Genomic DNA, 20801 nt, shown 5'->3' on the forward strand with positions numbered 1-20801 from the left:
GCACGCTGCAGGCAACAGCGTATCGATCGGGGAGCGGCTAGGTGACGTTCGGGCGGTTTATGTCAACCCGGTCATGCCCCGTCGGGGGCCTGCAGCACGACGGCGGTATGGGCGTCCACCGTGAGGGTGCCTCCCCCGGGCACCTCCTCGGCGGGCGTCTCCTCCTCGGGCCCGGTGAACACCACGAGCTGCCACGCCGCGCCGAATTCCTTTGGCGGAAGCGTGAATTCGATCGGCTCGTAATGAGCGTTGAAGCACAACAGGAACGAGTCGTCGAACACCCGCTGCCCCCGCGCGTCGCTGTCGGGGATGCCGTGGCCGTTGAGGAACACCGCGACGGACTTGGCGAATCCCGCGCCCCAGTCCTCGTCGGTCATCTCGGTGCCCTCGGGCGTGAACCAGGCGATGTCGGGCAGGCCGTCCTGGCCGCGGCGGCCCAGCGGCTTGCCGGAGAAGAACCGGCGCCGGCGGAACACCGGGTGGTTGGCGCGCAGGGCCGACACGACGCGGGTGAACTCCAGCAGGCCGTTATCGGCTTTTGCCCAGTTGATCCAGGTGAGCTCGTTGTCCTGGCAGTAGCCGTTGTTGTTGCCGTTCTGGGTGCGGCCGAGTTCGTCGCCGTGGCAGATCATCGGCACACCCTGGGAGAGCAGCAGCGTGGTGAGGAAGTTGCGCTGCTGGCGGGCCCGCAGCGCGTTGACCTCCGGGTCGTCGGTCGGCCCCTCTACCCCGCAGTTCCACGACCGGTTGTGGCTCTCCCCGTCGTTGTTGTCCTCGCCGTTGGCCTCGTTGTGTTTCTCGTTGTAGGACACCAGGTCGCGCAGCGTGAACCCGTCGTGCGCGATGACGAAGTTGATCGACGCCACCGGCCGGCGCGCGGTGTGCTCGTAGAGGTCGGCCGACCCGGACAGGCGGTAGGCGAACTCGTCGAGGGTCGAGGGCTCGCCGCGCCAGAAGTCCCGGACGGTGTCGCGGTACTTGCCGTTCCATTCGGTCCACTGCGGCGGGAAGTTGCCCACCTGGTAGCCGCCCGGGCCGACGTCCCACGGTTCGGCGATGAGCTTGACCTGGCTGATCGTCGGATCCTGTTGCACCAGTTCGAAAAACGTCGCCAGCCGGTCGACATCGTAGAATTCCCGGGCCAGCGTGGCGGCCAGGTCGAAGCGGAAGCCGTCGACGTGCATCTCGAGCACCCAGTAGCGCAGCGAGTCCATGATCAGCTGCAGCGCGTGCGGATGCCCGACGTTGAGGCTGTTGCCCGTGCCTGTGTAGTCCATGTAGTAACGCTTGTCGTCGTCGACCAGCCGGTAGTAGGCGGCGTTGTCGATGCCCCGCATCGACAACGTGGGGCCCAGGTGGTTGCCCTCGGCCGTGTGGTTGTAGACGACGTCGAGGATGACCTCGATGCCGGCCTCGTGCAGGGCCCGCACCATCGCCTTGAACTCCTGGACCTGTCCACCCGGGGAAGCCGCGCTCGAGTATTTGAAGTCGGGGGCGAAGAACCCGATCGTGTTGTAGCCCCAGTAATTCGACAGGCCCTTGTCCACCAGCGTCGAGTCGTTGGCGAAGTGGTGCACCGGCATCAGCTCGATGGCGGTGACGCCGAGGTTCTTCAGGTGCTCGATGATAACCGGGTGCGCCACGGCCGAGTAGGTGCCGCGCAGCTGTTCGGGGATGTCGGGATGGGTCTGCGTCAGGCCCTTGACGTGCGCCTCGTAGATGACGGTGTCGGCGTACTGGTGGTCCGGCGGCCGGTCGTTGCCCCAGTCGAAGTAGGGGCTGATCACCACCGACTTGGGCATGCTGGGCGCGGAGTCCTCGTCGTTGCGGCTGTCGGGGTCGCCGAAGTTGTAGCTGAACAGCGACTGGTTCCACTCGAAGGTGCCGTCGATGGCCTTCGAGTACGGGTCCACCAGCAGCTTGTTCGCGTTGCACCGCAGGCCGTTCTCCGGCTCGTACGGGCCGTGCACCCGGTAGCCGTAACGCTGGCCGGGTTCGATGCCGGGGATGTAGGCGTGCCAGACGAACCCGTCGACCTCGGGCAGCGCGACCCGGCTCTCCGTCCCGTCGGCGTCGAACAGGCACAGTTCCACCCGCTCGGCCACCTCGCTGAACACCGCGAAGTTGGTGCCCGCACCGTCGTACGTCGCGCCCAGCGGATAGGCCCGACCCGGCCACACCTCACCGGTGGGAGTGGGCGCGAGGTTTTCTGCGGATGTCATGCCGCTTTCAATACCCTACCCGGGGCTACTCCAAACGATGGTCCGGAAAGGCTTGCAGCAGAGCGGTTTTCAAGGTTTTAACATTACCTTTACCGCCCCGTCCCGCTTCTTCTGGAAGATCTCATACCCGTGCGGCGCCTGGTCGAGGGGCAGCACGTGGGTGGCGAATGTGTCAACGCCCAGGGGATCGTCGTCGGTCAGCAGGGGCATGATGTCGTCGACCCACCTCTTCACGTTGGCCTGCCCCATCCGCAAGGTCACCTGCTTGTCGAAGAGGGTGAGCATCGGCAGCGGGTCCGCCATTCCCCCGTAGACGCCGATCAGCGAGATGGTTCCCCCGCGCCGCACGATGTCGATGGCGGAGTACAGGGCGGTGAGCCGGTCCACGCCGGCGGTCTGCATGAGCCGTTTGCCGATGAAGTCCGGCAACATGCCGGTGGCCTGCTGGGCGAACTTGGCCGCCGGGGACCCGTGCGACTCCATGCCCACGGCGTCGATGACGGAGTCGGTGCCGCGGCCGTCGGTCAGGTCGCGGATCGCGTCGCCGAGGGGCGCGTCGAGCCGACTCAGATCGATGGTGTGGATGCCGCGCCCGGCGGCGCGGGCCAGGCGTTCGGGCACCAGGTCGACGGCGATGACCCGGTACCCGAGATGGTCGGCGATGCGCGCGGCCATGTCGCCGATGGGTCCCAGCCCGAGCACGGCCACCGAGCCCCCGTCCGGGATGTCGGCGTAGGCCACCGCCTGCCAGGCGGTCGGCAACACGTCGGACAGGTACACGAAACGCGAATCCGGCGGTCCCTCAGGGACTTTGATGTGGGTGAACTGGGCTTGCGGCACGCGCAGCAGTTCGGCCTGCCCGCCGGGGACTTCGCCGTAGAGTTCCGAGTAGCCGAACAGCGCCGCGCCCATCCCCTTGTCCCGCACCTGGGTGGTCTCGCACTGGGTGTAGAGCTGCTTGTCGCACATGTGACAACGGCCGCAAGAGATCTGGAACGGGACGACGACCCGGTCGCCGACCCGCAGATCGCCCGTCTGGCCGCCGACCTCGCGGACGATGCCCATCGGCTCGTGCCCGAGGATGTCGCCGGGGTTCATGAAGGCCCCGAGAATTTCGTAGAGATGCAGGTCCGAACCGCAGATGTTGGTGGAGGTGACTTCGACGATGGCGTCGGTCGGCTGCTCGATCTTGGGATCGGGCACCGACTCCACGCGGACGTCGCGCTTGCCCTGCCAGGTGACGGCTTTCATGTGCATGGCACATACCCGCGTCGGGCGGCCCGAAACGCCAGCGCGCGGCTATTGGTGGGGACCGCGGTGCCGCGGCTTCAGCGGATGTTCGCTGTCGATCAAGGCCTTGGCGATGTCGATCAGCTTGGTATTGGACCGCTGGGACAGCCGGGTGAGCAGTTCGAACGCCTCGACGGCGTCGAGGTTGAAGCGCTCCATGATGACGCCCTTGGCCTGACCGATGGTGTCCCGCGACGCCAGCGCGCTGCGGAACTGGTCCTGCTGGCGCATCATCGACCAGGCCAGGGCCACGTTGGTGGCGAAAATGCCGCCGATTTCCAAGGATTCGTCGCCGAAAGCGCGGGGATGATCGGCATAGAAGTTGAGCGCGGCCAAGCTTTTCTCGTCGTCGAACAGCTCGTACGACACGATCGAGCGGATCGGGGTTTCCTCGAGCGCGTCGCGCTGATAGTGCGGCCAGCGCTGCTCGACGTTCAGGTCGTCGACGTAGACCATGTGGTAGCCCCAGGCGGCGCCCAGGCACGGCCCCTCCCCGCACCGGTCCTGGATGGTGTCGAGGAGCATCGGGTAGCGGTGGGTCGCAACCACGGTGGTGACGGCCTTGCCACGCTCGGCCAGGGTGATCCCCGCGTATTGACAGCCCGGCATGTGCCGGACGCCGCTTTCGATCAGTTCGCGCAGGCCAGCCGTCGTTTCGGTGCCCTCGCGCTGCAGGCTGGTCATCAGTTCCGACAACTGGGTGACGACCGTGCTCTTGTCATCCGGCATTTCATCACCCCCTCGAGGGTTTTCGGGCCGCGCGCCGGCGGTCGCATACCCCATGCGTCGACGCATAAAACGAAGCCTACGGGCCAAACAACGAAGTGCAAACAGCTCAAAAGGACGGCCCGGACGGCACCCGCGTGCCCGACCATCGGGCCGCCCGTTAAGGGGTTGGTGGTCAACGACTTTCGCGCCGGGTCCCGTTTTTCCTCGGACCCGCGCCCTTGGCCGCGTTCCGCAAGGTGCGATTGGTGGAGCGCAGATCGGTGTTGACCGCCGAGAGCTCGGCGTTGTGGTCTTCCAGGCTGAGGATGCGGGCGATGCCGGCGAGGTTGACCCCGGCGTCGAGCAGGGCGCTGATGCGCTGCAGCCGGGCCAGGTCGTTCGCGCTGTACCGCCGCGTTCCCCCGTCGCTGCGAGCGGGACTCAACAGCCCGTGCCGTTCGTAGAGGCGCAGCGACTGCACCGGGATGCCGGAAAGTTCGGCGGCCACGGAGATCCCGTACACGCCGCGGTCCGACGCCGGCGCGCCCGCCTCCCCAATGCTCTCGGTCATCGGCCGTCCCCTCGATGAACTTACTCAGAAAACCTCTTTATCACACTTGCGGTCTTCTGTCGATAGTGATATATGAAATCTATGTCTTCTGACACAGAAAGACACACGGGAATTGACCACTTCAGAGCCGCAGATTGGAGTGAAAGGTGACCGCCATGCTGATGCGTACCGACCCCTTCCGTGACCTCGACCGATTCGCCCAACAAGTGCTCGGCACGGCCGCCCGGCCGGCGGTGATGCCGATGGACGCGTGGCGCGAGGGAGAACAGTTCGTCGTCGAGTTCGACCTGCCGGGCATCGACGCCGACACGCTCGACATCGACATCGAGCGCAATGTCGTGACCGTGCGCGCCGAGCGCCCGGGCGTCGACCCCAACCGCGAGATGCTGGCCACCGAACGGCCGCGCGGGGTGTTCAGCCGCCAGCTCGTGCTCGGCGAGAACCTGGACACCGAGCGGATCGACGCGTCCTACTCCGAGGGCGTCCTGCGCCTGCGCATCCCCGTGGCCGAGAAGGCCAAGCCGCGCAAGATTTCTGTCAGTCACGGCAACGGCCACAAGGCCATCAACGAGGAAGCCAACAAGCGCGAGGTGATCGACGCATAACGACCGGCGGGTGGGGCGGCTTATGGCCGCCCCACCCTTTGCTCAGGGAGGCGCCCAGGGAGGCGAGGTCCCACCATGGAATGGCATCTGAACGGCGAAACGCCCGACGTCGAAGAGGCGCTTGCGGGGGGCGTTCCGCAGGCCGTGGGCTGGTTCCGGTTCTACTTCGCCGACCAGCGCTGGGAGTGGTCGGACCAGGTGCAGCGGATGCACGGCTACGAACCCGGCAGCGTCACCCCGACCACCGACCTGGTGCTCGCGCACAAGCACCCCGACGACCGCGGGCAGGTCGCGGCCACCATCGATCAGATCCTGAACACCCACGAGGCCTTCAGCACCCGCCACCGCATCATCGACACCGCCGGCAACGTGCGCCACATCATCGTCGTCGGTGATCGGCTCGTCGACGACCAAGGCGAGGTGATCGGGACGCACGGGTTCTATGTCGACGCTTCCCCCGAAAGCGCCCAGGAGGATCTCGTCACCGCGCGGCTGGCGGAGATCAAGGAGAATCGCGCCGGCATCGAACAGGCCAAGGGCATGCTGATGCTGGTCTACCGAATCAGCGACGACGCCGCGTTCAACCTGCTCAAATGGCTGTCCCAGGAGGCGAACGTCAAGCTGCGGCTGCTGGCCGAGCAGATCATCGAAGACTTCCTTGCCGCCGGCCTGCCGCTCAACACGCAGGAATTCGACCATCTCCTGCTGACCGCGCACCAGCGCATCCGCCGCGAAAACGGCCGACCCGTCAAGCGTTGACCGAGTCGCGGGCGGCCTGCACCAGCTGCGCGACGCCCTTCTCGATCCCGGCGGCGAGCGCCTCGATGTCGGGCGCGGTGTCGTAGTCGGCGGTGATGCCGAAGATGAACGCGTCGGCGTAGCTGAGCATCGCGATGCCGGTGCGCACTTGCAGCGCGATCGGCGGGATCGGGAAGATCTCCAGCACCCGCCGGCCCATCAGCTTCTGCTGTTTGCGTGGACCCGGAACGTTCGTCGCCAGTGCGACCACCGCCCGCTGGGGAAGCCGCGCCAACAGGCGAATCGCCCACGCGGAGAAGACAAACGGGACGTTCTTGGCGGCCGCCACCACCGCGCTGCCGCCCTCGCGCTGGCCGCTGGCTTTGGCCCGGGTGAGCCGGCCGTGCACCAGCCGTAGCTGCTCGACCGGGTCGCCCTCGTCGACGGGCAGCAACGGCAGCATCGCCGAGACCTGGTTGTCGGCCACGTCGAAGTGGTTCGTCGGGCGGACGGAGACCGGGACGAGCGTGCGCAACGAGTTGCGCGCCGGCTGTTCGCCGCGGTCGATCAGCATCGTGCGATAGCTGTCGGTGATGGCCGCCAGCGCCACGTCGTTGAGGGTCACGCCGAACGCCGCGGCCACCTCCTGTAGATCGGCCAGGCGGACCCGGGCCACGCTGAACCGGCGCATGCTCGTGACGGGCCCGTTCAGCGACGATGCCGGCGCGGGGCTGAACAGGCTGGCCGTCAGTTCGGCCGCGCCCACCGCGACCTGTTCGGCGGTCGCCGCCGCGGCGAGCGCGCTTCGCCCGAGGCCGTTCACCCAGCTCAGCGGGTTGAGGCTGAACTTGGGCAGGCTCGGCCCCGGCCGCTCCGGTTCCCTGGCGGCGCGGATGTCGGTGGCGAAGGATTCGCGTTCGTCCCGGTCGTCGCTGAACCTCGCCAGCATCTGCGTCGTCGCGATGCCGTCGGCGATGCAGTGGTGGATCTTGGTCAGCACGGCCCAGCGGTCGTCGGCCAGCCCCTCGATCAGGTAGCACTCCCACAATGGGCGCTCGCGATCGAGCCGGCGCTCCATCACAGCCGCGATGGTCTCGAAGAGTTCGGTGTCGCCGCCGGGGTGCGGGAGCGCGAGCCGGTGCAGGTGGCGCGCGATGTCGAAGTGCGGGTCGTCCATCCATTCGGGTGCGCCGAGATCCAGCGGGTGCGTCCGCAGCACCTGCGTGCATCGCGGAATGTCCGGAACGCGTTTGGCGAAGGCGGCGACGAACTCGTCGAAGTCGGGAACGGGACCCTCGATGATCGACACGCCCCCGACCGCCAGGCTCACGTGCGGATCGGAGTCTTCGACTTCGAGGAAGGTGGCATCGAGCGCGGTCAATTGCTCCATTTGGCTACTTTCCGCCCTGCGCGCCGGCGGAGTCAGAGTCAGAAGTCCCCAACTTTCGGGGCCTAATGCCGGCTGTGCCGCGCCAAATGCGGCCATATCGTGAGGCCCATGAGCAGGTTCAACTACGTTCGCTTCTTCGAAGAGATCGGCATCGACGACGTGCCGCTGGTCGGCGGCAAGAACGCCTCGCTCGGCGAGATGTTCCAGAAGCTCTCCGGGCAGGGCGTGCGCGTCCCGCACGGGTTCGCCACCACCTCGGCCGGCTACCGACACATGCTGGATCGCGCCGGCGCCTGGGACGCGCTGCACGCCGAGCTCGACGACCTCGACCCCGATGACGTCGCCGAGTTGGCGCGCCGGGGCAAGCGCGCCCGTGAGATCGTCTACGGCGCAGGGCTTCCCGACGACCTGGCCGCCGAGATCGTGGCCGCCTACCGGATGCTTCAGCAGGAGTACGGCGAGGACGTCAGCCTGGCGGTGCGAAGCTCGGCGACCGCGGAGGACCTGCCGACGGCCAGCTTCGCCGGCCAGCAGGAGACCTTCCTCAACATCACCGGCGCCGAGAGCCTGCTCGACGCGTGCCGCCGCTGCTTCGCCAGCCTGTTCACCGACCGGGCCATCCACTACCGCATCGACCAGGGCTTCGACCATTTCAAGGTCTCGCTGTCGATCGGCATCATGAAGATGGTGCGCTCGGACCTCGCCTCGTCGGGCGTGATGTTCACCATCGACACCGAATCCGGCTTCAACGACGTCGTTTTCGTCACCGGCGCGTACGGGCTGGGCGAGAACGTGGTCCAGGGCGCTGTCGACCCCGACGAGTTCTACGTCCACAAGCCGACCTATCAGGCGGGCCACCGCGCCGTGCTGCGCCGGCTGATCGGCGACAAGGCGGTGAAGATGGTCTTCGTCGAGGGCGGGACCAAGCAGACCACCCGCAACATCCCGACGCCGAAGGCCGACCGCGGCCGGTTCTGCGTCACCGACGACGACGTGCTCGAGCTGGCCGGGTATGCCTGCACCATCGAGCGGCACTACGGGCGGCCGATGGACATCGAGTGGGCCAAGGACGGTCTCGACGGGCAGCTCTACATCGTCCAGGCCCGCCCGGAAACGGCTGCCTCGCAGCGCAGTTCGACGACGGTGGAGACGTATGTGCTCGAGGGAAGGGGCGAGATACTCACCGAGGGCCGCTCCGTCGGCGAGAAGGTCGCGTCGGGTAGGGCGAAACTGATCGACAACCTCGAGCACCTCGCCGACTTCCAGCCCGGCCAGGTGCTCGTCGCCGACACCACCACGCCGGACTGGGAGCCGGTGATGAAGATCGCCGCCGCGATCGTCACCAACCGCGGCGGGCGCACCTGCCACGCCGCGATCATCGCGCGCGAACTGGGCATCCCTGCCGTGGTCGGCGCGGGCGACGCCACCACGAGCGTCCCGAACGGCGAGGTCGTCACGGTGTCCTGCGTCGAGGGCGATACCGGGCGGGTGTACCGCGGCGAGGTGGGTTTCCACGTCGATCGCACCGAAGTGGCCGGGCTGGCGCGGCCGCGGACCCAGGTCATGGTCAACCTCGGCAACCCCGACCTCGCGTTCAAGACGTCGTTCTTGCCGAATGACGGTGTGGGACTCGCCCGGATGGAGTTCATCGTCAGCGAATACATCAAGGTGCACCCGCTGGCGCTGCTGCACCCCGAAAAGGTCTGCGACGCAGAGGATTTGCGCACCATTGAACGGCTCACCCGCGGCTACCCCGACGGCGGCGCATTCTTCGTGGAGCGCCTCTCCGAGGGAATCGGCACCATCGCGGCCGCCTTCTGGCCGAAGCCCGTCGTGGTCCGGATGTCGGACTTCAAGACGAACGAATACGCCAGCCTCATCGGCGGCAGCGCGTTCGAGCCGGTCGAGAGCAACCCGATGATCGGGTTCCGCGGGGCCTCACGCTACGCCCACCCCGCCTACGCCGAGGGCTTCGCGCTGGAATGCCGCGCGATGAAACGCGTCCGCGAGGACATGGGCCTGACCAACGTCATCATCATGCTCCCGTTCGTGCGCCGGGTGACCGAGGCGGACCTGGTGCTGCAGACCATGGCCGACCTCGGCCTGCAGCGCGGCCAGAACGGGCTCCAGGTGTACGCGATGTGTGAGATCCCGAACAACGTGATCCTGCTCGATCAGTTCGCGAAACGCTTCGACGGCTTCTCCATCGGCTCGAACGACCTGACCCAGCTCACCCTCGGCGTCGACCGCGACAGCGAGATCGTGGCCTTCGACTACGACGAGCGCGACGAGGGCGTCAAGGAGATGATCCGCCTGGCCGTGGAAGGCTGCCGCCGCAACGGGATTCATTCGGGGCTGTGCGGGCAGGCGCCGTCGGACTACCCGGACATGGCGGAGTTCCTGGTCCGCGCCGGCATCGACTCGATCAGCCTGAACCCCGACGTGGTGGTCAAGACCACCCGCCAGATCCTCGAGCTGGAGCGCCAAGCGGTGCCGCTGCAGTGACGGGGCCTGAGTGTGGCCGTAAGCCGTCGCGCGACCGACCATTAGGCGAGTCCTATTTGTGATAGCGCCGGTGAAATCACAAATGGAAATCGCCTCCTGGCCCCCATACGGTACTCATGTGGCTGATGTGATCGCCGGCGTGACACTTGCGCCGAGTCTGCGTCCAGAGCGGAAATTTTGACGGCTTCACGCTCTCACCGCAGGATCGGCGCCACCGGTGGCTGGCGGTACAGCGCGGCACCGGCGGTGACGCCCGCGCCGGCGGCGACGAACAGTACCCGGGCACCCGCCGGGAAGTTTTCGGCGGCCGGTTCGAACGCGGCGGCCAGGGCGGCGGTGTGCATGCGGTGATCGGCTGCGACGCAGACCTTTTCGCGCGGCACCCCGAGCAGACCGCTCAGCGCCGCGCGGTACTCGGGCCGGGCCGGGGCGGCGACGATCAGGTCGACGTCGTCCAATCCAATGGCTTGCGCGTCCAGGCACGCCCGTACCGCCGCGGCGGCCGCCGCGGCGAACCTCTCATCCATGTCTGCCGAGTGATTGAACCGCAGCACGTTTCGCGCGTCGGCGAACCCGACTGTCGCCGAGAACGCCTCGGTGTCCTCGGTATTGACCCAGGACACGCGGCTCAGCCCGTAGTCGTCGTCGGTCCAGTGGCACAGCAGGGCCGCACCGGCGGCCGAGAACGGAAAGTGCTCGCTCATCCCGTGACCCGGGTCGGCATCACTGGCCACGACGAGCGCGCGGTTGATGCTGCGTGACCGCAAGAACCCGTCGACGATCTGCAGTCCGGTCAGGACCCCGCAGGCCCCGTTGGCGATGTCGAACGAGAAGGTGCCGTGCGCCCCGGCGTGCGGATCCTCCGGATTGGCCCCGATGTCGTCCTGAATCAGCGCGGCCAGCGCCGGCTCCCCCAGGTTGCGATCCCGGTAGATCCCAGCGTTGACAACCAGATCCAGCTCGTCGGGATCGCATCCGGCCTGGTGCAGGCAGTCCTTGGCGGCGATCACCGCGAGGTGCAGGGCGCTGTGGCGGCCACGCAGGTGCGGGTGTGCCACGTCTACTCGATCAATGACCGTGCCCATAGCGATTCACCAAATCCTCATCCAGGGTGAGCAGGACGACGCCGATCTCCAATCCGGAGGCCAGCGCGAGCAACGCGACCCGCTCGCCGGGCCGGATGTTGCCGGCCTCGAGTTCCTCGACGAGCGCCACGGTGTGGGTCGTCGACGCCGTGTTGCCGTACCGGTCGACGGTGATCACCGCGTCGTGGCGCGGGCTGTCGCCGAACGCCTCCGACATGCGCTTCATTCCCTTGCGGATGGCCCGCGCCGAGGTCTGGTGGGTGATCACGTGGTCGATGTCGTGAATCGAAAGGCCCACCGCGTCAAGCACTTCGCTCAACAGCAGCGGGGTGTTGGAGATCGCGGCCTTCTGGATGGCGCGGGAGTTGGTGAACATCCGCGCGCCCGGGTCGTGTCCCTCCGGATAGGCCAGGCACAGCCGGCTGTAGTCGGCGACGGTGGTGAACCCGGCGAGGCCGATGCCCGCGGAGCCCGCCGGGGCCCGCTCCAGTAGGAGCGCCGCACCGGCGTCGCCCAGGGTCAGGCAGGCGAGTTCCTTGCTCATGATGTTGCGGATGTGGCGGGCGGCGTTGTGGCTCAGCTGCGAGATGTATTCACCGCTGACGACCAGCCCGCGCTCGACGATGCCCTGCCGGATCCAGTTGTTCAAAATGGTTACCCCGGTGAGCATCCCGGCGCACGCGTTGGACACGTCGAAGGTCATCGCCTGGGGCGCACCGATCGCGCGGGCCACCGCGCTGCTCATCGTCGGCTCGAGCCACTGGGTCAGGCCGCCGCGGAATTTTGTGATGCTGCAGCTGATCACCACGTCGAGCGCCGCGGGGTCCTGTTGCGCGGCGGCCAGCGCGTTCAGCGCCGCCGACGTGGCCAGGCTGTAGGAATCCTCGTCGCCCACCGATACGCGGCGCTCGCGGATCCCGGTGAGTCGTTCCAGGTCGATGTGGGTGTGGTGGCGGGTGGTCGCCATCAATTCGTCGGTGGTGAGCCGGGTTTCGGGCAGCTGCCGCCCGGCGCCGGCCAGCCGGGCAACGAACGGCGCCGCAACGCCCTCCCCGGCGGTCTCCATCACCAGCCAGTGCCGAGCCATCGGCGCCACCTCCTTTCAGTCCCCTCGCGGGTCACTGCGAAACTTGAGGACCTCGGTCACCAACCGCCGCGCGGTGGGCTCGACGTGGTAGCCGTTCGGCGCGGCCTTGCCGACCCGGATCAGCAGCTGCGGCTGGCCGGCGGTCCCGGTGATCTGCGTGATGATGTTTCGGCTCATCGACATCTCGGTCATGTGGGTCAGCGTGCAGGTGGCCAGGCCGGCCATGGTGCACTCGAGCAACACCGCCGACAGGGCCTCGCCGCAGCGCAGGACGTCCAGCCGGGCGTCCCCGTGGTGGGTGGACAGCACCACGATCTTCGAGTGGTCGTGATCGACGGCGTCGCCCCGGTGGCCCCCGCCCGCCGGCGGGAAGGTCCGCGCCACGTCGACCTGGGCGGCCTCCGTGCTGGACACCAGGGAGCTTTCCGGCACGTGGGTGGCGTCCGACTCGAACGGCGAGGTCCACCAGCGTAATTCGGACAGGTAGGCGGCGTCGTGGCGGCGCAGTTGCTCGGTGAGCGCGGACGCCTCCGCCAGGGTCGGCCGCGCATCCTCGGGCACCACGTCGAGCAGGACGTCGTGCGGATGGACCGCGAGGCGCAGCTGCGCCTCCACCACCGCCCAACCGGCGGGCGCGGCGAACGGCAGCCGGTCGGTGCGGCGGCTACGGATGGCGTCGGCACGCAGCCGTTGTGCCTCCGTCACGCTGTCGGCGGGCCGGAACTCGACGGTGGCCAGGTGATTCGGCTCGGAGGGATCCGGGAGGCGCTCGGTGGCGCTGTCCCAGCCGGCGGCCGCCATCGCGACCCGCAGATGATCGAGGACCGCGCCGCAGCTCAACGTCAGTTCCCGGCCGGTCCGGTCGGTTGCGGACATCAGCCGGCGGGGGTCGGCCCACAGCTGCAGCCGCGCACCCTCGACCACCCACCGCCAGGGCTGGCTGTTGTGCAGCGAAGGCGCCCGGCTCGCCAGCATCACGGCGTCGCGGATGACTTCGGATTCCGGCGCTTTCAACAGCATCTCAACCACTCCACTCAAGTCCCTCGAACTGACCATAAGGACGTGGCTCGCATCGCTGACAGGGCCGTTGGTCCCCTTACGACCGGGGCGTTCGACTCCTGGGAGGGGCCTAAACCGTTCGGCGCCAGGCGTCGACGGCCTCGCGCGCTGACTCCTCGAGGGCCCCGGAGGTGTCGATGCGGTGCGCGGTGTCCCAGCCCGCGCGCTCGGCGGCCATCGCCGCGGCGATCTGCGGGGTCACCTCGGAATTGCCCGGCCGCCGGGTGGTGATCCGGCCGGCCGCCGTGTCGACCGTCGACGAGCACATGAGTTCGACCGTCGCCGAGTGTGTTTCGGACGCCAGGCGGTGGGCCCGCGCGCGCAGCTCCGGGTCCCGCCAGGTGCCGTCCAGGATCACCGATTGCCCGTCGCCCAGCAACGATCGCGCCCGCCGCAGCGCGGTCTCGTACACCACCGCGACGTTGTCCGGGCTGTAGAGTCCCTGATCGAGGACGCCGGCTTGCCCCACGATGGTGCCGGAGTCCCGCAGTTCCCGGCGCACGTCATCGGTCGAGATGACCTGGGCCCCAACCTGTTCGGCGAGCGCGCGGGCGACGGTGGACTTGCCGGTGCCGGGGTTGCCGCCGACCAGGGCCAGGCGCACCGCGCCGCTGCGGAGATGCTCGTCGGCGATCGCGAGGTGCCGGGCGGCGTCATCGGCGGCCTCGGGCTTGCCCTGGGACAGTCGCACGCAGTCGGTCTTCGCCCGCACGACCGCGCGATAGGCGACATAGAAGTGCGCGAGCGCCGGCGGCGCCTTCCGCGCCGCGTGCGCGGCATAGCGTTGCAGGAAATGCTCGCCCAGGTCCTCGCGGCCGAGGAACTCGAGGTCCATGGCGAGGAAGGCGGCGTCGTCGATGCAGTCGACATAGCGAAGTTTATCGTCGAACTCCAGGCAATCGAGCAGCGCCGGCTCGTCCTGGCCGCAGAAGATGTCGTCGGCGAGCAGGTCGCCGTGGCCGTCGACGATCAGCCCGTCCTCGACGCGGCGCCGGAACAGGGGTTCGCGGCCCGCGATGAATTCGGTTGCTAGCCGCCGGATTCGTGACAGCACCTCGGCGGCCAGCGCGTCCGGGTAGCGGTCCAGTTCCACCAGGTTGTCGCGCCAGCGCTTCTCGATCGCGGCCGCCTCGCCCTGCGCGTCGATCGCCGGGCCGCGCTCGGCGCGCTCGTGAAATCGGGCCAGCACGGCGGCGATGGTGTCCAGCAGCCCTCGCACCGAGCCGTCGGTGTCGCGGCGCGCGATGGACGCCAGCCGGTCCTCGTCGCGGTAGCGGCGCATGACGACGATCGGTTCGGCCGGGCCGCCGCCCGGGTCGGACAGCTGGGCGACCCCGAGGTAGCTGTCCGGCGACAGCCGGCGGTTCAGCTCGACCTCGCGGTGGCACGCGAACTCGCGCCGCTCCGGCGTGCGAAAGTCGAGAAAGTCGGTCAGCACCGGCTTCTTGGCCTTGAATGCCCGATCGCCCGCGAGCACGACCACGCCCGTGTGGGTTTCGTGCACATCGATATAGGGCGCTCGGGTCTCGGTCACCGCCTAAGCCTCGCCGCCGCGGACGCCCGTGCCAAGCCTTAAGTGGGCCGCGCGACGATGACCGGCATCCGGACCGAGTGCACGACGGCGTTGCTGACCGAACCCAGCAGCGTCCGGGCGATGCCGCCCCGGCCGTGACTGCCGACGACGACCAGTTGGGCGGACTCCGATTTCTCGATCAACTGGCGCGCCGGCTGATCACACACGAGGAGTCGCCGCACGGTGACGTCCGGATAGCGTTCCTGCCAGCCGGCCAGCCCTTCGGCGAGGCTGCGTTCTGCTTCCGCCTTCACTACCGCCCAATCGAATCCGGGAAGTTCGAGCACCTGAACGTCGCTCCACGCGTGCAGCGCATGCAGGTCCACCCCGCGGCGGGAGGCCTCGTCGAACGCGATGGCCGTCGCGAGCTCGGAGGCGGGCGAGCCGTCGATGCCGAGCAGCACGGGAGCCTGCTGCGGGTGCGGCATCAACGGGTCTTCGTCCCGCACGACGGCGACCGGGCACTTCGCATGCCGCACGACGCCGGAACTGACCGATCCCAGCAGCGCCCGGCCCAATGCTCCACGCCCGTTGCTGCCAACGACGATCATGTCGGCCTCTTCGGACAGGTCGATCAGCGTCGGAACCGGCGGCGAGCACTTCAGTTCGGTGCTTATCGCGACCTGCTGGTCGCCCTTGACGGCGTCTTCGGCGATCTTGACCGCCTGCTCGAGGACCTGCCGTCCGTCCTCCTCCTGCCATACCGCGACCCCGGCCGGAAGTGGGATCTGCGGGAACGTCGGCACGTACGTGCTGTACATGTGCACCAAGGTCAATGGGACGTTCCGCATCGCCGCGTCCCGGGCCGCCCAGCAGACGGCGGCGTTCGATGCGGGCGACCCGTCGACTCCGGCGACGATGCCGTGGCGGTTCGTGGGTGTGGCCATGGACATCCTGTTCCTCCTACGTCTGCTCAAAACGCTATTGGCCGAACGCTCGTCGAACATGAGGCTTTAGTCCCCAAACACATGGACATCAGGCCCCGTTGACCAGAGCCGCCAAGTGGCATCGTCACAGAAGTGACCGAATGGGCCGCCACCGTTGATCGGCGCTACCACGATGCGGTAATCCTCGGGCTGGACAGCCTGATCACCGAGGCGGCACCGGGTGCCGTCGAGGCACGCGATTCGGCCGTCCCCCTGCTGCGGCGGCTGCGGGACGCCGGCGTCGCGGCGGCCGTCTACTCGCCCGGCCGCGACTGCGCGGAAGCCCTGCGCGCCGCGGGGATCGACGACCTCGTCGGCCTCGCGGTCGACGGGCCGTCGCCAACCGAAACCGCCCGCCGGCTCGGGGTGCGCACCGTGCGATGCGCGGTGATCGACCGCGACGACGCCGGGGTCAAGGCCGCCGGGGACGGGGGCTTCGGCCTCGTCATCGGCGTCCAGCGCAACGGGCACGCCGCCGGGCTGCTGTCCTGTGGCGCCGACGCCGTGGTTGCCGACCTGGCCGAGATCTCGGTGCGCCGCGGCGGCGCGGCCATGTCGCGGATCGCCGATGCGCTGCTGGCCTACGGCCAGGTCAAAGAGCTGGTGGCGAACCGGCGACCCGTGGTCTTCCTCGACTTCGACGGCACGCTGTCCGACATCGTCGATCACCCGGAATCGGCGAAACTCGTCGACGGTGCCGACAGAGCGCTGCGCGCGCTGGCCGCGCGGTGTCCCGTCGTGGTGATCAGCGGCCGTGACGTCGCCGACGTCCGCGAACGGGTCAAGGTCGACGGCGTGTGGTACGCGGGCGGACACGGCTACGAGGTGATCGCGCCCGACGGCTCCGCGCTGGAGAACGCCGCCGCCGACGTCGCCGACAGCGTGGCGCGCGCCGCCGACCGCTTGACGGAGACGCTGAGAAACGCCCCGGGAATCGCGGTGGAGCGCAAGCGCTTTGCGGTCGCCATTCATTACCGCAATGCCGAACCGCAGGACGTCGACCGGGCGATCGTGGCCGTGCGCGAGCTCGCCCGCACCGAGGGCCTGCGGATCACCCCCGGCCGCAGGGTCATCCAACTTCGCCCGAACATGGACGGAGACAAGGGCACGACGCTCGGCTGGTTGCTGCAACGCATCGTGGACGGTGACGGCGCGGAACCCGGCGCAGTGTTGCCGATCTACATCGGTGACGACATCACCGACGAGGACGCCTTCGACGCCGTCCAATTCGACGGCGTGGGCATCGTGGTGCGCCACGACGAGGACGGCGACCGGCCGTCCGCCGCGCCGTTCAGCCTCGAAAATCCCAACGGCGTGGCCGAATTCGTCCACCGGCTGGCCTTGGACTTAGAACAGGCGGCGGCGACGCCGGGCGACGCGTGGGAACTCGTCTACGAGGGCTACGACCCGAAGTACGAGCGGCTGCGCGAGGCCCTGTGCACCGTGGGGAACGGTTACCTGGCCACCCGGGGTTGCGCATCCGAGGCGGCGGCAACTGAGGCCCATTACCCGGGCACCTATGCCACCGGGGTGTACAACACGCTGACCGACCGGGTCGCCGGCCGGACGATCGAGAACGAGAGCCTGGTCAACCTGCCCAACTGGTTGCCGCTGACGTTCCGGATCGACGGCGGGGCGTGGTTTTGCGTCGACGACACCGAATTGTTGTTCTTCCGGCAGACATTCGACCTGCGCAACGCGACGCTGAGCCGCAGTCTGCGATTTCGCGACGGCTCGGGCCGGATCACGACGCTGACCCAGCAGCGTTTCGCCTCCATGCACCAGCCGCACCTGCTCGCCATGAAGACCACCGTCGGCGCCGAGAACTGGTCGGGCACGGTCGAGTTCAGGTCGCTGCTGGATGCGAGCGTGCAAAATACGATGGTCGAGCGCTACCGGTCGTTGTCCGGCGCGCACCTCACCGCGACGGCGATCGAGGAAACCGGTTCCGACTCAACGGTATTGCGGACCGAGACCTCGCAGTCGCGGATCGCGATCGCCGTCGCAGGGCGCACCACCGTGTGGCGCGACGACGTCCCCGATGTGCGCGCCGACGCGCGCTACGCCGTCGTCACCGACGGCGACCGGGGCGGTCACGACATCGCGGTCACGCTGTCGGAGGGGCAGTCCGTGACGTGCGAGAAGGTGGCAACCGTCTTCACCGGCCGGGACACCGCCATATCCGAACCGGTCAGTGCCGCACAGCAATACCTCGACGCCGCCGGCCGCTACGCCGACCTTCACCAGCAGCACACCCGGGCCTGGGCGCGCCTGTGGGAGCAGTGCGACGTGGGCCTCACCGACAGCACGCCGGCGCTGCGGGTGCTCCGGCTGCATCTGGTGCACCTGCTGCAGACCCTTTCGCCGCACACCGCCGAACTGGACGCCGGGGTTCCCGCGCGCGGGCTGCACGGCGAGGCCTACCGCGGCCATGTGTTCTGGGACTCGCTGTTCGTCTCGCCGGTGCTGAGCCTGCGCCTGCCGAACGTGTCCCGGTCGCTGCTGCTGTATCGCTACCGGCGGCTTCCCGAGGCGCGCCGCGCCGCGCGCCGGGCCGGCTATCTCGGCGCGATGTACCCGTGGCAATCGGGCAGCGACGGCCGCGAGGTGAGCCAGGAGGTGCACCTGAATCCGCAATCGGGCCACTGGAATCCGGACGCCAGTGCCCGCGCGCACCACGTCGGCCTCGCCGTCGCCTACAACGCCTGGCAGCACTACCAGGTGACCGGTGACCGCCAATTCCTGATCGACTACGGCACCGAGATGCTGGTCGAGATCGCGCGCTTCTGGGTGGGCTTGGCGAGCTTCGACGACACCCGCGGCCGCTACACGATCCGGGGAATCATCGGTCCCGACGAGTTCCATTCCGGTTATCCGGGCAAGGAATACGACGGCGTCGACAACAACGCGTACACCAACGTGATGGCGGTCTGGGTGATCCTTCGGGCAATGGACGCGCTGGAGCTGCTGCCGCTGCGCGACAGGCTCGATCTGGTCGGGAAGGTCGGCCTGACGACCGAGGAGCTGGACCGCTGGGATGACGTGACACGGCGAATGTTCGTCCCCTTCCACGACGACGTGATCAGCCAGTTCGAAGGCTATTCAGAACTGGCCGAACTGGATTGGGAGCACTACCGGCAGCGATACGGCAACATCCAGCGGCTCGATCGGATCCTGGAGGCCGAGGACGACAGCGTCAACAATTACAAGGCGTCCAAGCAGGCCGACGCGCTGATGCTGTTCTACCTGCTGTCGTCGGAGGAGTTGCTGGGCCTGTTCGGCCGGCTCGGCTACCGTTTCGAGCCCGAGCAGATCCCGAAGACCATCGAGTACTACCTGTCGCGCACCTCGGACGGCTCCACGCTCAGCGCGATCGTGCACGCCTGGGTTCTCACCCGCGCCAACCGCCACCACGCCATGCGGTACTTCGTCCAGGTGCTGGGTTCCGACGTCGCCGACATCCAGGGCGGCACCACCGCGGAAGGGATACACCTGGCCGCGATGGCCGGCAGTTTCGATCTGGTGCAGCGGTGTTTCACCGGGCTGGAAACGCGCGACGATCGCTTGGTGCTCGGTCCCCACTGGCCCGCCGCGCTTGGCGCCATCGAATTCCCCTTCGTGTACCGCGGCCACCGGCTGCACCTCCGGATCAGCGGACGGACAGGGGATCTGACCTCCGAGGCCGGCAACGCCGGACCGATCGTGGTCGAATGCCGTGGCCGCGTACAGCATCTCTTGCCCGGGCAGAGCATCGAGGTGGCGTGAAGCCCTAATGCCCAGGGATTCGGGTCGAATGGCCCTGCCGACACGCCGGCGTCCCCCAATAACGTCTGCGAATGGCGGCCCCGCCCGCCGGATCGGGAGGACGTGATGAACAATCCGCCGTCATCGGAGAGGATCGTCGTGGGCATCGACGGGTCGGACGCGGCGATCAACGCGGCGAAGTGGGCGGTCACCGAGGCGGTCAGCCGCAACGTGCCGCTGCGGCTGGTCCAAGCGGTCCCTGGCGATGTCGGGAACGATGCAAGCCTCGAGGTCGAGTACGCCCAGGAATCCCTGCGCGCCGCCGACGCGGCGCTTGCGGCGTTGGGCGAGCCGGTCAAAGTCGAATGCGACGTCGTACACGGATCGCCGGAGGGCGTTCTGATCGACGAATCCCGTAGTGCTGCAATGGTTTGTGTGGGGTCCGCTGGGATCGGGTGGGTCGCACGTAAGATACTCGGTTCGACCGCCGACACCGTCGCCCGGAAAGCGCACTGCCCGGTGGCGATTGTCCGCAACAACGGCGATGCCGCGGCGAAGGATCGCGGGTACGTCGCCGTCGTCGTCGACGATTCACCGGGCAACGACGCTGTCCTCGAACACGGCTTCCGGGCGGCGCGGCAGCGCGGCGCGTCGATTTTGGCGCTCGGAACCTGGCGGCGGGGGTTGGGCGAGATCCCCTACCAGCAACTCGATCATCGGCTCGGCCCCTGGGTATCGCAGTATCGCGAGGTGCACGTCATGCCGGCCGCCGCTAGGCGCGGGGCCGCCGAATTCCTTACCCACACACAGGAATCCGTGGATCTCGCAGTGGTGGGCAGCGAGGACGCCGACAAGGTCGCCCAGATCATCGGCCCGTCGGACCAATCCCCGCTCGGCCGCACCGGATGCTCGGTGCTGGTGGTGCGCAACTAAAGCGTCGAGCGATCGCTGTCAAACGGGTTCGTCGTCGTCGGTGTCGCGGAGGAATCGTTCGGGGTGGTGGAAGTTGTTGGTGCGGGGTTGGCCGTGGTCGAGGTGGGGTGGGGGGATCCATTCGGTTTCGCCTCGGGTGTTGGTGCGGGTGGTCCAGCCGTGTTCGGCGAGGCGGTTGTCGGGTCCGCAGGCCAGGGTGAGGTCGTCGATGTCGGTGCGGTGGGTGGTTGTCCAGCCGCGGACGTGGTGGACCTGGCTGTGGTAGGCCGGGGCGTCGCAGCCCGGTTTGGTGCAGCCGCGATCGCGGGCGTAGAGCATGATCCGTTGTGCCGGTGAGGCCAGCCGCTTCGTGTGATACAGCGCCA

General features: G+C 68.2%; 15 protein-coding genes and 1 pseudogene. 5 read left to right on the forward strand and 11 right to left on the reverse strand.

Annotation, left to right across the window (positions count from 1 at the left end):
* Window positions 1–71: 71 nt before the first annotated feature.
* From glgX to A5712_RS09470, 4 genes are all read right to left on the reverse strand, one after another.
* Window positions 72–2222, reverse strand: a complete 2151-nt coding sequence (glgX, locus tag A5712_RS09455) for a glycogen debranching protein GlgX (protein ID WP_068103836.1) — start codon at window positions 2220–2222, stop codon at window positions 72–74.
* Window positions 2223–2291: 69 nt separating this feature from the next.
* Complete coding sequence (locus A5712_RS09460) at window positions 2292–3473, reverse strand: zinc-dependent alcohol dehydrogenase (RefSeq protein WP_068103867.1); 1182 nt, start codon at window positions 3471–3473, stop codon at window positions 2292–2294.
* A 48-nt stretch (window positions 3474–3521) separates the two neighbouring features.
* Complete coding sequence (locus tag A5712_RS09465) at window positions 3522–4241, reverse strand: GAF and ANTAR domain-containing protein (protein ID WP_068103838.1); 720 nt, start codon at window positions 4239–4241, stop codon at window positions 3522–3524.
* A gap of 172 nt (window positions 4242–4413) precedes the next feature.
* Entirely contained in the window at window positions 4414–4791 is a 378-nt protein-coding gene (locus A5712_RS09470; RefSeq protein ID WP_068103840.1) for a helix-turn-helix transcriptional regulator, read from the reverse strand.
* 155 nt (window positions 4792–4946) lie between these two features.
* Between A5712_RS09470 and A5712_RS09475 the strand changes: the two genes are divergently transcribed.
* The gene (locus A5712_RS09475; RefSeq protein ID WP_068103869.1) at window positions 4947–5396 is read left to right on the forward strand and encodes an Hsp20/alpha crystallin family protein; all 450 of its coding nucleotides are present in this window, start codon (window positions 4947–4949) and stop codon (window positions 5394–5396) included.
* Between the two features lie 75 nt (window positions 5397–5471).
* Window positions 5472–6155, forward strand: coding sequence for a PAS and ANTAR domain-containing protein (locus tag A5712_RS09480; RefSeq protein ID WP_068103842.1), 684 nt, complete (start codon window positions 5472–5474; stop codon window positions 6153–6155).
* Here the strand turns inward: A5712_RS09480 and A5712_RS09485 are convergent.
* The gene (locus tag A5712_RS09485; RefSeq protein ID WP_068103844.1) at window positions 6145–7524 is read right to left on the reverse strand and encodes a wax ester/triacylglycerol synthase family O-acyltransferase; all 1380 of its coding nucleotides are present in this window, start codon (window positions 7522–7524) and stop codon (window positions 6145–6147) included. The two genes, A5712_RS09480 and A5712_RS09485, sit on opposite strands and share 11 nt — an antisense overlap.
* 108 nt (window positions 7525–7632) lie before the next feature.
* Between A5712_RS09485 and ppsA the strand changes: the two genes are divergently transcribed.
* Window positions 7633–10029 carry a phosphoenolpyruvate synthase gene (ppsA, locus tag A5712_RS09490; RefSeq protein ID WP_068103846.1) on the forward strand — a complete coding sequence of 799 codons (2397 nt, stop codon included), beginning with the start codon at window positions 7633–7635 and terminating at the stop codon, window positions 10027–10029.
* Between the two features lie 194 nt (window positions 10030–10223).
* On the opposite strand, the gene A5712_RS09495 is transcribed toward ppsA, so the two are convergent.
* From A5712_RS09495 to A5712_RS09515, 5 genes are all read right to left on the reverse strand, one after another.
* On the reverse strand, window positions 10224–11114 hold the full coding sequence (locus tag A5712_RS09495) for a 3-oxoacyl-[acyl-carrier-protein] synthase III C-terminal domain-containing protein (RefSeq protein ID WP_068103848.1): 891 nt from the start codon (window positions 11112–11114) through the stop codon (window positions 10224–10226).
* A complete protein-coding gene (locus A5712_RS09500; RefSeq protein ID WP_068103871.1) occupies window positions 11098–12201 on the reverse strand; it encodes a 3-oxoacyl-ACP synthase III family protein in 1104 nt (367 codons plus the stop codon). Before A5712_RS09500 ends, A5712_RS09495 begins: the two co-directional genes overlap by 17 nt.
* A gap of 15 nt (window positions 12202–12216) precedes the next feature.
* Window positions 12217–13221 (reverse strand): NAD(P)H nitroreductase, encoded by a 1005-nt coding sequence (locus tag A5712_RS09505; protein ID WP_068103850.1) that lies wholly within the window; start codon window positions 13219–13221, stop codon window positions 12217–12219.
* Window positions 13222–13330: 109 nt separating this feature from the next.
* Window positions 13331–14794 carry a bifunctional aminoglycoside phosphotransferase/ATP-binding protein gene (locus tag A5712_RS09510; RefSeq protein ID WP_231982082.1) on the reverse strand — a complete coding sequence of 488 codons (1464 nt, stop codon included), beginning with the start codon at window positions 14792–14794 and terminating at the stop codon, window positions 13331–13333.
* Between the two features lie 38 nt (window positions 14795–14832).
* A complete protein-coding gene (locus A5712_RS09515) occupies window positions 14833–15720 on the reverse strand; it encodes a universal stress protein (protein ID WP_068103873.1) in 888 nt (295 codons plus the stop codon).
* Between the two features lie 132 nt (window positions 15721–15852).
* Between A5712_RS09515 and otsB the strand changes: the two genes are divergently transcribed.
* Together otsB and A5712_RS09525 are read left to right on the forward strand one after the other, a co-directional pair.
* A complete protein-coding gene (gene otsB / locus A5712_RS09520; RefSeq protein WP_068103853.1) occupies window positions 15853–19524 on the forward strand; it encodes a trehalose-phosphatase in 3672 nt (1223 codons plus the stop codon).
* Between the two features lie 105 nt (window positions 19525–19629).
* Complete coding sequence (locus tag A5712_RS09525) at window positions 19630–20436, forward strand: universal stress protein (RefSeq protein WP_068103856.1); 807 nt, start codon at window positions 19630–19632, stop codon at window positions 20434–20436.
* A gap of 18 nt (window positions 20437–20454) precedes the next feature.
* Here the strand turns inward: A5712_RS09525 and A5712_RS09530 are convergent.
* A pseudogene (locus A5712_RS09530) lies at window positions 20455–20801 on the reverse strand (hypothetical protein); the annotation flags it as partial.

This window comes from Mycobacterium sp. E2327 (assembly GCF_001672675.1).
In the GTDB taxonomy this organism is placed as follows: domain Bacteria; phylum Actinomycetota; class Actinomycetes; order Mycobacteriales; family Mycobacteriaceae; genus Mycobacterium.

What these genes read in the sequence shown, in the direction of transcription:
- glgX (WP_068103836.1), bottom strand. Translation starts at nt 2,222, where the DNA reads ATGACATCCGCAGAAAACCTCGCGCCCACTCCCACCGGTGAGGTGTGG.
- A5712_RS09460 (WP_068103867.1), bottom strand. Translation starts at nt 3,473, where the DNA reads ATGAAAGCCGTCACCTGGCAGGGCAAGCGCGACGTCCGCGTGGAGTCG.
- A5712_RS09465 (WP_068103838.1), bottom strand. Translation starts at nt 4,241, where the DNA reads ATGCCGGATGACAAGAGCACGGTCGTCACCCAGTTGTCGGAACTGATG.
- A5712_RS09470 (WP_068103840.1), bottom strand. Translation starts at nt 4,791, where the DNA reads ATGACCGAGAGCATTGGGGAGGCGGGCGCGCCGGCGTCGGACCGCGGC.
- A5712_RS09475 (WP_068103869.1), top strand. Translation starts at nt 4,947, where the DNA reads ATGCTGATGCGTACCGACCCCTTCCGTGACCTCGACCGATTCGCCCAA.
- A5712_RS09480 (WP_068103842.1), top strand. Translation starts at nt 5,472, where the DNA reads ATGGAATGGCATCTGAACGGCGAAACGCCCGACGTCGAAGAGGCGCTT.
- A5712_RS09485 (WP_068103844.1), bottom strand. Translation starts at nt 7,524, where the DNA reads ATGGAGCAATTGACCGCGCTCGATGCCACCTTCCTCGAAGTCGAAGAC.
- ppsA (WP_068103846.1), top strand. Translation starts at nt 7,633, where the DNA reads ATGAGCAGGTTCAACTACGTTCGCTTCTTCGAAGAGATCGGCATCGAC.
- A5712_RS09495 (WP_068103848.1), bottom strand. Translation starts at nt 11,114, where the DNA reads ATGGGCACGGTCATTGATCGAGTAGACGTGGCACACCCGCACCTGCGT.
- A5712_RS09500 (WP_068103871.1), bottom strand. Translation starts at nt 12,201, where the DNA reads ATGGCTCGGCACTGGCTGGTGATGGAGACCGCCGGGGAGGGCGTTGCG.
- A5712_RS09505 (WP_068103850.1), bottom strand. Translation starts at nt 13,221, where the DNA reads ATGCTGTTGAAAGCGCCGGAATCCGAAGTCATCCGCGACGCCGTGATG.
- A5712_RS09515 (WP_068103873.1), bottom strand. Translation starts at nt 15,720, where the DNA reads ATGGCCACACCCACGAACCGCCACGGCATCGTCGCCGGAGTCGACGGG.
- A5712_RS09525 (WP_068103856.1), top strand. Translation starts at nt 19,630, where the DNA reads ATGAACAATCCGCCGTCATCGGAGAGGATCGTCGTGGGCATCGACGGG.